Consider the following 11,710-nt stretch of genomic DNA (forward strand, 5'->3'; position numbering starts at 1 on the left):
ATTGGTCGGGACGAGAGGATTCGAACCTCCGACCCCCACACCCCCAGTGTGATGCGCTACCAGGCTGCGCTACGTCCCGACCGGAAGGGGGGCTATAGGGAGGGGGCTTGGCGAAGGCAAGGGGCGCGATGGCCTTGTTGTGCGCCCCCCATCTGGCTCGTGATGGCCTCGTGATTGCCTTGCGCAGGGCAAGGTGCTAGTCGCGCGTCCCATCACCGGCCAGCGCGGGGCATCCAATGCCACATGCTGGTCTGCCCCGAAAGTTGACGCCGATCCCATGAACGGTCCTGCCATGCTCATGCTCCTTGCCGCAGCAGCCCCGCGCGCCGCCGCCGAACCGCCGATCTACCTGCGGTTCTTGCCGCTGGTGGCGATGGTGGCCATTTTCTACATCCTGATCCTGCGCCCGCAGATGCGCGCGCAGAAGGACAAGCTGGCCAAGATTGCAGGCATCCAAAAGGGCGATCAGGTGGTGACGGCGGGCGGCTTACTGGCCAAAGTGATCAAGGTCGACGAGCATACCGTCGATCTCGAACTGGGCCCCAACGTGCGGGTCAAGGCAGTGAAATCGACCATCGGCGATGTCGTTCCGCCCACCGGCGTCAAGCCCGCCAACGACTGATCAGGTCCACAGGTTATCAGGCTTGCCCTGCCGGGTCGGCCTCATCAGGAAATTTGCAGGCAATGCTGGAATTCTCGCGCTGGAAGGTGATTTGGCTGTGGGCCGTGACGCTGGTGTGCGTCGCGGCCGCGCTCCCTTCTTTAACCGCCACTTTTGGCATCAGGTGGCCCGCTGCGCTCCCGGCGCCGCATGTTAATCTGGGGCTAGACCTCGCAGGCGGCAGCCACATCCTGCTCGAAGCCGATCCTGCGCAAGTAGGCCAGCAGCGCATCGAAGGCATGGACGAATCGGTCCGCGCCAAACTGAAGGCCGGCGCCACGCCGATCCGTATCAGCGATATCTCGAACCGGGGCGGGGCGCTCACCTTCCTTGTCGAAGACGTGTCGAAGATTGATGCGGTGCGCGAAGCTATTCTTCCGCTGACCAACGGCGCAGGCCTTACCGGACAGCGCGACTGGAAGATCGAGGTAATCGACGGCAACCGCTTTGTGCTCACGCCTACTGCCGAGGGGATTGCGCTGGCGGTCTCGCAGGCGATGGAAACCGCCGTCGAAGTCGTGCGCAAGCGCATCGACGCACTGGGCACCCGCGAACCCACGATCATCCGTTCGGGCACCAACCGCATTGTTGTGCAAGTGCCGGGCCTGCAGGACCCGCAGGCGCTCAAGAACCTGATCGGCAAGACCGCCAAGCTTGAATTCAAATTGGTGGACGGCACCGCCTTGCCTTCGGATATCGCGCGCGGGATCGCGCCTCCGGGCAGCGAGATCGTGCCGTTTGCCGATGCCAAGGAGGGCGGTGCGCCATCGATCGCAGTCAAGCGGCTGGGCGGCATTCGCGGTGATCAACTGACCAACGCACAGCTCTCTAATAACCAGCAGACCAACGAGCCGACCGTCGCGATCACGTTCAACAGCGAGGGCGGCGCGAAGTTTGCCAAGCTGACGACCCAGAACGTGAACAAGCCGTTCGCGATCATTCTGGATGGCAAAGTGCTCTCCGCGCCCAATATCAACGAGCCGATTCTGGGCGGCAGCGCCGTGATTTCGGGTAACTTCACCACCGAAAGCGCCAACAATCTCGCCATTTCTCTGCGTTCGGGCGCGCTTCCGGTCGATCTCAAAGTGGTCGAAGAGCGCACCGTGGGGCCGGATCTTGGCGCGGATTCGATCCGCAAGGGCATGATCGCGATGGGCGTAGGCACGCTGGCGCTGATGACCTTCATCCTGCTCAGCTATGGCCGGTTCGGCGCTTATGCCTGCATCGCGCTGGTGATCAATGTCCTCATGATCCTTGGCATTATGGCGATCATCAACACGACGCTGACCTTGCCGGGCATCGCCGGTTTCGTGCTGACCATCGGCGCGGCGGTGGATGCCAACGTGCTGATCAACGAGCGCATTCGCGAAGAGCGGCAGCGCGGACGGCGCGTGGTGCAAGCCATCGAAGTGGGCTATAAAGAGGCCAGCCGCGCAATTTTCGATGCCAATATCACCAACGTTATTGCCGCGCTTTCGATGGCCACATTTGGCACCGGGCCGGTGCGCGGCTTTGCCATCGTGCTGCTCATCGGGATTGCCACATCGGTATTCACGGCGGTGACGCTGACCCGGATGTGGGTGGCGCAATGGCTGCGCCGCGCCCGCCCCACCGATATTGCGCTGTGAAGGAGCAGATGATCCCATGAAACTGCTCAAGCTCGTTCCCGATCATACCAACATCAAATTCCTGCGCTGGCGCATTCCGTTTTATGCCGGTAGCCTGCTGCTGATGGCGCTCAGCCTCACGCTGGTGTTCACCAAGGGCCTCAATCTCGGCGTCGATTTCGTCGGCGGGCAGATGATCCGCGTCACCTTCGTGCAAAGTGCCGAGGCTCCGGTGGCGCAGTTGCGCGGCGAAGTGGGCGCGCTCGGCTTTGGCGAGCCGATCATCCAGCGTTATGGCAAGCCCAACGAGATTTCGATCCGGATGAAGCTGCCCGCGGGCGCTGACCGCGACACAGCGATTTCGGACAAGATGGCGCGCACGATCACTGCCGACCTGAAAACCCATCATCCCGATGCACGGATCGACGGGGTGGATTCGGTCTCGGGCAAAGTGTCGGCTGAACTTTGGCAGAGCGCTATCCTGTCGCTCGGGCTCGCCGCTCTTGGCGTTGCGGCGTATATCTGGGTGCGCTTCGAATGGCAGTTCGGCATTGGCGCACTGTTCAGCCTCGTGCACGATGTGATGCTGACTTTGGGCATGTTCGCGCTGACGCAGCTGGAGTTCGATCTCAATATCGTGGCGGCCTTGCTGACGCTGATCGGATATTCGCTCAACGACACGATCGTGGTTTACGATCGCATCCGCGAAAACTTGCGCAAATACCGCAAAATGCCGATGCCTGAGCTGCTGGATCTGTCGGTGAATGAGACTTTGCACCGCACGATTGTGACCTCGCTGTCGATCCTGATCACGTTGGTCGCGCTGTTGCTACTGGGGCCGGACGTGATCTTCGGGTTTACCGCTGCGATTACGCTGGGCATCTTTGTCGGCACCTATAGCTCGATCTATATGGCCGCGCCGATCCTGATCTGGCTCAAGGTCACGTCAAAGAGCTTTGTGCCGACCGAAACCGCGCTCGACCGGCAGGAAAAGCTGGCCCGCGAACGGGGTTAAGCTTCAACGACCGGCGATCACGCTTTCGTAAATCTTTGCCAGCGCGGTGGCGTTCGCCGCCCAGCTGAAGCGGGCGGCGCAGGCAGCGACTTCGTCTTGAGGGGCCGGATTGGCGATGAGATCGGCCAGCGCAGCGGCAATTTCGGCGGGGTCGCGCGCAACGATGCGGCCTGCCGCCGGAGAGGTGACAACCTCCCGCGCGCCGCCGACATCGGGAATGACGATCGGCGCTCCGCAGGCAAGCGCCTCGATCCAGGCATTGGCAAGGCCCTCGCTCTGCGAGATCAGCACCATGGCGCTGGCCGCACTCAGCAATTGCGGCAGGATATCGTGTTCGACGTTGCCAAGAAAGCGGACGCGGCTGGCGAGGCCGGCCTGCGCGGCGCTCGCTCGCAGGCTTTCCTCGAGCGGTCCTGTGCCAACGATCGCGAGGTTTACCTCAGGCGGCAGCAGCGCCATCGCCGAGATCGCGATCTCGTGGCCCTTGACCGGCACCAGCGCGCCGACGCTCAGCACCCGCGGACCTTCGCCAAGGTTTTCGAGCCCGGGTAGCACCCTCGCTGCCTCACGCGCGGAACCGCGCGGGGAGGGGAAGAAGCGGTCACGATCCAGCCCGGTATAGTGCACGTTCAGCTTATCGCCGCCAAGGCCAAGCGCAGTCATGTCGCGCCCCAAGGCCGCCGAGACCGACAGCACCGCAGCAGCGGCCTGCGCCGCCGCGCGCATCTGGGGCAGCGCGCCCGGTTGCCCCTGCCACACATGAATATCCGATCCGCGCGCCTTGATCGCTAGCGGCACGCTCAGCGCGCTGGCAATCCTCATCGCGGCGGGGCCATCGGGATAGAAGAATTGCGCATCGATCAGATCGAAAGGCGCTTCGGCGTGTAGTCTGGTCGCGAGCGGCATGACCGCACGTGCGATCAGCGCCGGATTGATCCGCCCCGAAAGCGCCGGGATGAGCATGAAGCGCGGATGATGAACGGTAACGCCGCCTTCGTGCTCGATGCGCGGGATCGCGGCCAGCGGCGCATAGCGGCCAATCCGCAGCGGCGGCAGGCCCACCGGGTTGACCACGGTCACATCCCAATCGCCGCGCGCACTCAGCGCTTGCATCTGGCGCGCGACAAAGCGCCCGAAGCCGGGACGCCCCGGCGCGGGATATAGCGTGGCGAGCGAGAGCAGTCTGCGCTTCACCGGCAGATCAAATCTGCCTGACCAGGGTTTCGGCGATGCCGAGCCAGACCGGATGATCGATGATGATCTGCCGCTGGCCCGCGCCGGGCGGTAGCACAGCGATCCGGTCGCCATTTGGCCCTTCGGCCCGGTCGATCATCCGTCCGAACACAAACCGCCCGCCCGGGCGCGGCGCGAGCACATCGCGGTTCAGTGCGCGGGCAAAGTCTTCGGGTTCGATCTGGCGCAGCCAGACTTGATCGCCGCTGCGGTAGTCACCGGCGCTGACTTCTACTGCCATGACCACGAACCGCGCATTTCCGCTGCCAATCTCCAGCACCGCATCCATCGGCCGGGTCATGGCCTCTGCCCCTGATGCTGTCAGCCGGGCGACGAAGCTTGGTTGCACGCTCTGGTCGGGCTTCACCAGAACTTGCGGATCAACCGCCAGCGCGGCGGCAATGCGGTTCATCCATACCAGCGAGAGCGAGCGCATCCCGGTTTCCAGCCGCCCGATTGTCTGCGCGGTGGTCGGCGGATCGCAGCGCGCCGCTACATCGGCCAGCGTGAAGCCCTTTTGGCGGCGGATGTCGCGGATACGATTGATCATGAAGCACGCTCGGCGAGGGTTAGTTCTGCGCGATATACAGTGTTTGCGGGTCGGGGCAAACCGGCCTGAACCGTCTCCCCGCTGTGAAATATGGACGTGACATTTCCTTTGGCACGCTGCACAAACAAAAAGTTAATAGTTAAGCTGGTGACCCATGTGGAAACTACGTACTGAGAGCGAAAAGTTTCTTCATCTGGATGCAATTCGGATAATCTCATCCATTTTGGTTGTAATTTACCACTATAGAAACCAATGGAATTTCGGATCGACGTTTGGAAGCGATTACCCTCAATTTGAGGTGCTACGTCTGTCTGTTGATATGTTCTTTGTTATCTCAGGGGCGATAATCTGCTACTGCTATGGTGAAATGAGAGGTAGTATTGAATTCTGCCAATTCATGTGGAAGCGCGGCGCGCGCCTGCTACCCCTTCATTGGGCGACGCTGGCGTTTTATGTTCTAGTTGGTCTGGTCTATATGCGGATAGATGCCTCACCTGGCGATCCGAGCAAGTATGATTGGAATTGCCTGATCCCTAACGCACTGCTGCTAAATTCTTTTCACCTATGTCCGGGGCATTCTTTTAATCATGTAAGCTGGTCAATTAGTGCAGAGATGTTTTGCTATGCCGCATTTCCTGCATCGCTCATGATCATTAAATGGCGTCGATGGGCGCCTGCGGCGCTGGCCGCGGCATGGATCGTCGGACTCTTTGCCATGCAGTCAACGTTACCAGAAGATTGGACCAACCTCACTCATGACTTCGGGGTCATCCGATCATTGCCAGCATTCCTGCTCGGAATGTCCGCATTTGCTTTGCGCTATGAAATTGCTCGATTTCTTGTCGTACCCGCTGCGGCCTTAGTGTTTGGCTTAGGTTGCTTGATAATCGGAGCAATTTTCTTATTGCCAATCCAATTATTGATCTTTTTGGTCTATTTTATCGCCATCTCCGCCATTGCTGCTGATACGAAGGAGAGTGGGACTTTTGTGAGGTTTCTCGCTCCGTGGGGCCAACTTGCGTATGGCGTATATATGCTTCACACGGTTGTTCGCACGATTATATTTTCAATTTGTGCGAAGGGGTACCTTGGGTCTTCAATTGCAGTTCAGAATTTGGCGTTGGTGATCTGCTTCTTTGCTTTCTTCGGCTTGGCCTATGTGTCATTCTTTGCTTTTGAACGCCCAGCCAGAAAGTGGTTGTGCTCGCTGTGGTCTGAAAGCGAGAGACAAGCGCCTAAAGCTGTAATGAGCGAGAACGATTCCGTTATCCCTCGACCAGCTCCGCTAGGCTGAGCCAACGTTCCTCCGCCGCGTCCTTCTCCGCGCGAGCCTTATCGAGCGCGGCAGAGAGGGCAGCGAAGCGGGCAGGGTTCTTTGTATAAAGGTCGGCGTCAGCCAGCGCGGCCTCATCCCGCTTGATCGCAGCTTCGATTTCAGAGATGCGCGCGGGCAGCAGATCGTAATCGCGCTGGTCCTTGTAACTGAGCTTGCTCTTTTTGGGCGGCTGCGGGGCAGGGGCGGCGGTCTCGGCGGGGCCTGAAAGCTTGGCCACCGGCTTGTTCGCCAGCCTCGCCTTGCGCTGCTTCTCCCAGTCGGCATAGCCGCCCGCGACCACATCGACCGTGCCCGAGCCGTCCATGCCAAGTGTGACCGTGACCGTGCGGTCCAGAAAATCGCGGTCGTGGCTGACGATCAGCACGGTGCCTTCGTAATCGGAGATCACTTCCTGCAGCAGATCGAGCGTCTCCAGATCGAGGTCGTTGGTGGGCTCATCGAGCACCAGCAGATTGGAGAACCGCGCGAACTCGCGCGCCAGCAGAAGCCGCGACCGTTCGCCGCCCGAGAGCGTGCCGACCCGCGCCTCGACCAGATTGGGATCGAACAGAAAATCCTTGAGATAACCGTGGATATGTTTGCGCACCCCCCGCACATCGATCCAGTCGCCGCCTTCAGCCAGCACATCGCGGACGCGCTTTTCCGGGGTCATCAGGCTGCGCTGCTGGTCGATCACGACCGGGGTAAGCGTGTTTGCCAGTGTGATCGTTCCGCTGTCGGGGGCCAGCTCGCCAGTGAGCATTTTGAGCAGGGTGGTTTTCCCCGCGCCATTCGCGCCGACCAGCCCGATCCGGTCGCGCCGGGTGATCCGCAGGCTGAAGTTTCTGACGATGGTGCGCTCGGCTTCACCTGCGCCAAAGACTTTGGTGATCTTGTCCGCCACGATGACCGCCTTGCTCTTGGCGTCGTCGCTGGCGATGGCGATCTTGGCCGCGCCTTGCGGTCCGAGCATGGCTGCGCGCGTGGCGCGCATTTCCCAAAGTTTTTCGAGGCGGCCCTGGTTGCGCTTGCGCCGCGCGGTGACGCCGCGCTCCAGCCAGTGCGCCTCGATCTTGAGCTTGGCGTCGAGCTTGTCAGCGGCGCGCGCTTCCTCGGCGTAAACCGTCTCCATCCAGGCTTCATAGCCGCCAAAGCCGATTTCGCGGCGGCGCAGCGCCCCCCGGTCGAGCCACAGCGTGGCCTTGGTAAGCCGTTCCAGAAACGTGCGATCGTGGCTGATCACCACAAACGCGCCATTATAGCGCATCAGCCAGCTTTCCAGCCATTCGATCGCTGCCAGATCGAGGTGGTTGGTCGGCTCGTCGAGCAGCAACAGATCAGGCTCGCTGGCGAGCGCGCGTGCCAGCGCCGCGCGGCGGCGCTCGCCGCCCGAGGCATTGAGCGCCGGGCGGGCCATGTCGATCCCGAGTTGTCCGGCGATGGCCTCGACCTCGTGACGCGGCGGCGCGTCTGGTCCAGACAGGGCAAAGTCCATCAAGGTATCGAAACCGGTGAAGAACGGGTCCTGCTCCAGCGTGATGATACGCGTGCCCGGCTGAAGCGAGCGAGTCCCTTTGTCGGCATCGACCGTTCCGGCGAGCAGCTTGAGCAGCGTGGTCTTGCCCGCGCCGTTGCGCCCGATCAGCGCCAGCCGGTCGCGGGGGGTTACATGAATGTCGAGATCGCGGAACAGCCAGCCGTTGCCCTGGAGGAGGCTCAGGCCTTCCCAGCTGAGGATCGGTGCAATTGCCATAGGCGATGGCGCTTAGCGGCCGCGCGCGCGCAGGTCCAGCGGTTCGGCAGGCCTTGCACATCGGCGCTCGGTGCTGGCATAGGCTTAGCGCGGGGTAAGGCTTTATGAACTGCACAGATCGGCAACATTCACTACCCGTTCAATGGGTCGAGGCTATACAAACGACCATCATGCGCTTGATCACTTCCCTTTTTGCCTTCGGCCTCATCGCGTTTGCTCCGATTGCCGAGGCGCAGCAGCGCGCCGATGAGCAAGGGCTGGCGCGCCGCGAGATGCGCGCAGGCAACGTCCGTTCGCTGCGCGAGATCGAGGAGCGGGTGCTGCCATCCATGTCCGGCATGCAGTATCTTGGCCCTGAATACGATCCGATCGCGATGGCCTACCGGCTCAAATTCATCCGCGATGGGCGCGTGGTGTTTATTGATATCGATGCGCGCACAGGCCAAATACGGCGATGAATGCGCCGACAGTGCGGTCTCTCGCCGCGCTGTTCCTTGACCGTTCAGCTTCGCTGGACCATTAACTGGCGTATGACTGAAGCGCACTGCGGCGCGCAAAACATGGGGCAGTGTGGAATGCGCATCCTGATCGTCGAGGACGAGCCAACCCTTGGCAAACAACTGAAGTCCACGCTTGAGCAAAACGGCTATGCCATCGACCTCGCCGTGAATGGCGAAGACGGGCACTATATGGGCTCAAGCGAAGAATACGACGCCGTGATCCTTGATCTTGGTTTGCCTGAGATCGATGGTCTCACGGTGCTGGGCATGTGGCGCAAGGAAGGCCGCAAATTCCCCGTGCTAGTGCTGACCGCGCGCGATAGCTGGTCGGACAAGGTCGCTGGGCTTGATGCCGGTGCAGACGATTATCTGGCCAAGCCATTTCAGACCGAAGAGCTCATCGCGCGGCTGCGCGCGCTGATCCGGCGCGCTTCAGGCAATTCGTCGTCCGAGCTGATGGCGGGCGATGTGCGGCTCGATACCCGCTCGGGACGGGTTACGCTCGATGGTGAGCCGGTGAAGCTCACGGCGCAGGAATACAAGCTGCTCTCGTATCTGCTCCATCACAAGGGCAAGGTGGTCAGCCGCACGGAGCTGATCGAGCATATCTATGATCAGGATTTTGACCGCGATTCGAACACCATCGAAGTGTTCGTGACCCGCATCCGCAAGAAGCTCGGCCCCGATGTGATCACCACCATCCGCGGGCTGGGCTATAGCCTCGACGATCCGGCGCTGCCCGGGCGCGGCTGAGGCTGGCGGCGCTGACTGTGAGCAAGGCGCCTGCCATCAAGGACGGCACCGCGAGCCCGCGTAAGGCTGCACCAGCAATCGCCCCGCACACCGGATCGCTGACGCGGCGGATGCTGCTGATTGCGCTGGCCTGGATCACCGTGCTGCTGCTGGGGGGCGGGATTGCTCTCGATCGTACCTTGACCGGGCTGGTGACGCGCAGCTTTGACGAGCAATTGGGCTATATGCTCACCGCCATGGTAGCCTCAGCCGAACTTGGCCCGGACGGCGAGGTTTTCTTTAACCGGCCGCTGGGCGATCAGCGCTTTCTTGAGCCCAATAGCGGGCTTTACTGGCAGATTTCAGGGCCCGGCCACGAGGATTTCCCTTCCCGCTCGCTCTGGGACCGGACGCTCAAACTCAAAGACGACCATTTCGACACCGGACCGCATATCTACGACAGCCTGCAGTTCAAAGGCGAGAAGCTGCGGGTGATCGAGCGGTCGGTTATCCTTCCCGCAAGCAAGACGCGGTGGCAGTTTTCGGTGGCGGCGAGCCGCGCCGATCTGGATGGCCAGATTCAGCGGATCCGCGCTATTCTGATTTGGTCATTTGTGGTGCTGGGGCTGGGGCTCGCCGGGATGGCCGCGCTCCAGACCTACTATGGCCTTGGGCCATTGCGGAGGGTGCGCCGGGCGATCGCGCGGATGCGGCAAGGGGGCGCCGCCCGCGTCGACGAGCCCTTGCCGCTCGAAGTCCAGCCCTTGGTGGAGGAACTCAACGCGCTGCTCGAACACTCGGTGCGCCAAGCCGAAGAAGCGCGCACCCATGCGGGCAATCTGGCGCATGCGCTGAAAACGCCGCTCACCGTGGTGATGAACGCCGCCACTGCCAAAGCCGATGATCTGGCTGATACCGTGATCCGCGAGGCAGCGGTGATGCGCCGCCAGGTCGATCACCATCTGGCGCGCGCGCGCGCGGTGGGGCGGCGCGCCACCGGCCTTAGCCGCGCGATCGCTGGCGAAAGCGCCGAGGCGGTGCAGCGCGCAGTGGTGCGGCTTTATCCCAAGGTGCGTTTCGACATGGACGGGAACCGCGATGCGCTGGTCGCAATCGAGCGGCAGGATCTGGATGAAATCCTGGGCAACCTGATTGAGAATGCCGCAAAGTATGGCGGCGGTTCGGTGTTCATCACGCTCGATGCTGTGCCAGGGGACGCAAAGTTTTGCGAAATCTGGATCGAGGACGATGGACCCGGCGTTCCCGAAGAGGCGCGCGGCCAGCTGTTCGCGCGCGGCGCGCGGCTCGACACTGGCAAACCCGGCACCGGCCTTGGCCTTGCCATCGTGCGCGATGTGGCGGAGCTTTATGGCGGCTCCACTGATCTGGATGAAAGCGACGACCTTGGCGGGCTGCTCGCGCGGCTGCGGCTGCCGCGTTCGGGGAATTGACCCTTGTCTTCGATTGGTGGTGTTTCGTATAAAACCTTGGTGCCCAGCGCTAGATTGGCAGATTGCGGCGTGGCAAATCGCTAGAACTGTCATCATTTCAGGCAGATCGGCAACCTTGGGGGGAGGAAATCTGATGAAGATGGGGTTAGCCGTTAGTCTGGCATGCATTCTGGCGATGTTTGCCAATCAAGCGTTCGCACAAGAGCAGGGGACAACCGCCGCCGCGCAGCCAGCGGACAAGAGCGTGCCCAATAAGGCGGCTTGTGAGCTACATGTGTTCCCCACAGAAAACTACATCGGCTTCAATAGCGGTTTGCTCTCCGGGTTCGGGTTAGTCGGGGCCCTCGCTGATGCGGAGGCACACAAGGGGCGCGTCGCATCGGTCAAGGAACTGATGAAGGACTATCTTGGGCCGGAAGTTCAACTCGCTGAGATGGAGAAGGTCAACTACCTGTCGAAACTAGGCGTTGAAGGCTACCGGGTCATCGTCGAGCCGCCGACACCGTCGGGCGACGCTCTCAAGGAGGATCCCGCACTGAAGGCCAAGGTCAAGGTCCTGAATGCCGATCTCAAGGCTGGAAGGCGGATAACCTCGTCGACAAATCCATGTTACGCCGAGTTTCTGCTCCTCAGCGTCTTTTATTTCAAGGCGATGATGCACGGTAGCCATCTGTTTGTTGGCACGCAGTTTCGTGATTTCAGCAAAGGCGGCGCGCCGCGTATCTCCATCGGCGCGGTGAAGAATCCGCTTGAAAAGTTCCCGCCTAAGACCGCCGATATGGTGGATATCGCTAAAGCTGAATTGCGCGACGCATTCGCCAAGGATTTTCTGGAGTGGACGGAAAAGAAGCTCAAAGCTGATCGGGTGGCGGGCAAGTAATCGCTGCTGCCTT

General features: G+C 61.3%; 11 protein-coding genes and 1 tRNA gene. 8 read left to right on the top strand and 4 right to left on the bottom strand.

The window, feature by feature from the left end; translation table 11 throughout:
- Positions 1-2: 2 nt before the first annotated feature.
- Positions 3-79, bottom strand: a tRNA-Pro gene (locus tag Q0O40_RS02005).
- 198 nt (positions 80-277) lie between these two features.
- Here Q0O40_RS02005 and yajC point away from each other — a divergent pair.
- The 3 genes from yajC (at position 278) to secF (ending at position 3,283) form a co-directional block, all read left to right on the top strand.
- Positions 278-622 (top strand): preprotein translocase subunit YajC, encoded by a 345-nt coding sequence (yajC, locus tag Q0O40_RS02010; protein ID WP_295525534.1) that lies wholly within the window; start codon positions 278-280, stop codon positions 620-622.
- A 62-nt stretch (positions 623-684) separates the two neighbouring features.
- Positions 685-2,289, top strand: a complete 1,605-nt coding sequence (gene secD / locus Q0O40_RS02015) for a protein translocase subunit SecD (RefSeq protein ID WP_295525536.1) — start codon at positions 685-687, stop codon at positions 2,287-2,289.
- A 16-nt stretch (positions 2,290-2,305) separates the two neighbouring features.
- Positions 2,306-3,283 carry a protein translocase subunit SecF gene (gene secF / locus Q0O40_RS02020; RefSeq protein ID WP_295525538.1) on the top strand — a complete coding sequence of 326 codons (978 nt, stop codon included), beginning with the start codon at positions 2,306-2,308 and terminating at the stop codon, positions 3,281-3,283.
- A gap of 3 nt (positions 3,284-3,286) precedes the next feature.
- Here secF and Q0O40_RS02025 read toward each other — a convergent pair whose 3' ends face one another.
- Both Q0O40_RS02025 and Q0O40_RS02030 read right to left on the bottom strand, forming a co-directional pair.
- Positions 3,287-4,477 carry a glycosyltransferase gene (locus tag Q0O40_RS02025; RefSeq protein ID WP_295525540.1) on the bottom strand — a complete coding sequence of 397 codons (1,191 nt, stop codon included), beginning with the start codon at positions 4,475-4,477 and terminating at the stop codon, positions 3,287-3,289.
- 7 nt (positions 4,478-4,484) lie between these two features.
- Positions 4,485-5,066: a helix-turn-helix transcriptional regulator gene (locus Q0O40_RS02030; RefSeq protein ID WP_295525542.1), complete on the bottom strand. Its 582-nt coding sequence runs from the start codon at positions 5,064-5,066 to the stop codon at positions 4,485-4,487.
- Between the two features lie 154 nt (positions 5,067-5,220).
- Between Q0O40_RS02030 and Q0O40_RS02035 the strand changes: the two genes are divergently transcribed.
- Positions 5,221-6,360 (top strand): acyltransferase, encoded by a 1,140-nt coding sequence (locus tag Q0O40_RS02035; RefSeq protein WP_295525544.1) that lies wholly within the window; start codon positions 5,221-5,223, stop codon positions 6,358-6,360.
- On the opposite strand, the gene Q0O40_RS02040 is transcribed toward Q0O40_RS02035, so the two are convergent.
- Positions 6,332-8,134, bottom strand: a complete 1,803-nt coding sequence (locus tag Q0O40_RS02040; protein ID WP_295525546.1) for an ABC-F family ATP-binding cassette domain-containing protein — start codon at positions 8,132-8,134, stop codon at positions 6,332-6,334. The genes Q0O40_RS02035 and Q0O40_RS02040 overlap by 29 nt on opposite strands.
- Before the next feature lie 170 nt (positions 8,135-8,304).
- Here Q0O40_RS02040 and Q0O40_RS02045 point away from each other — a divergent pair, with 170 nt between their 5' ends.
- From Q0O40_RS02045 to Q0O40_RS02060, 4 genes are all read left to right on the top strand, one after another.
- Positions 8,305-8,592: a PepSY domain-containing protein gene (locus Q0O40_RS02045; RefSeq protein WP_295525548.1), complete on the top strand. Its 288-nt coding sequence runs from the start codon at positions 8,305-8,307 to the stop codon at positions 8,590-8,592.
- Positions 8,593-8,709: 117 nt separating this feature from the next.
- The gene (locus Q0O40_RS02050; protein ID WP_295525652.1) at positions 8,710-9,387 is read left to right on the top strand and encodes a response regulator transcription factor; all 678 of its coding nucleotides are present in this window, start codon (positions 8,710-8,712) and stop codon (positions 9,385-9,387) included.
- A 110-nt stretch (positions 9,388-9,497) separates the two neighbouring features.
- Complete coding sequence (locus tag Q0O40_RS02055) at positions 9,498-10,817, top strand: HAMP domain-containing sensor histidine kinase (RefSeq protein ID WP_295525655.1); 1,320 nt, start codon at positions 9,498-9,500, stop codon at positions 10,815-10,817.
- A gap of 133 nt (positions 10,818-10,950) precedes the next feature.
- Positions 10,951-11,697, top strand: a complete 747-nt coding sequence (locus Q0O40_RS02060) for a hypothetical protein (protein WP_295525549.1) — start codon at positions 10,951-10,953, stop codon at positions 11,695-11,697.
- Positions 11,698-11,710: the final 13 nt, after the last annotated feature.

Source organism: Novosphingobium sp. Chol11, from assembly GCF_945870625.1.
In the GTDB taxonomy this organism is placed as follows: domain Bacteria; phylum Pseudomonadota; class Alphaproteobacteria; order Sphingomonadales; family Sphingomonadaceae; genus Novosphingobium.

Bases quoted from the DNA above. Each gene is read 5' to 3' on its own strand.
- secD (WP_295525536.1), top strand. From the start codon at position 685: ATGCTGGAATTCTCGCGCTGGAAGGTGATTTGGCTGTGGGCCGTGACG.
- Q0O40_RS02060 (WP_295525549.1), top strand. From the start codon at position 10,951: ATGAAGATGGGGTTAGCCGTTAGTCTGGCATGCATTCTGGCGATGTTT.
- Q0O40_RS02050 (WP_295525652.1), top strand. From the start codon at position 8,710: ATGCGCATCCTGATCGTCGAGGACGAGCCAACCCTTGGCAAACAACTG.
- secF (WP_295525538.1), top strand. From the start codon at position 2,306: ATGAAACTGCTCAAGCTCGTTCCCGATCATACCAACATCAAATTCCTG.
- Q0O40_RS02055 (WP_295525655.1), top strand. From the start codon at position 9,498: ATGCTGCTGATTGCGCTGGCCTGGATCACCGTGCTGCTGCTGGGGGGC.
- yajC (WP_295525534.1), top strand. From the start codon at position 278: ATGAACGGTCCTGCCATGCTCATGCTCCTTGCCGCAGCAGCCCCGCGC.
- Q0O40_RS02035 (WP_295525544.1), top strand. From the start codon at position 5,221: ATGTGGAAACTACGTACTGAGAGCGAAAAGTTTCTTCATCTGGATGCA.
- Q0O40_RS02045 (WP_295525548.1), top strand. From the start codon at position 8,305: ATGCGCTTGATCACTTCCCTTTTTGCCTTCGGCCTCATCGCGTTTGCT.
- Q0O40_RS02030 (WP_295525542.1), bottom strand. From the start codon at position 5,066: ATGATCAATCGTATCCGCGACATCCGCCGCCAAAAGGGCTTCACGCTG.
- Q0O40_RS02040 (WP_295525546.1), bottom strand. From the start codon at position 8,134: ATGGCAATTGCACCGATCCTCAGCTGGGAAGGCCTGAGCCTCCTCCAG.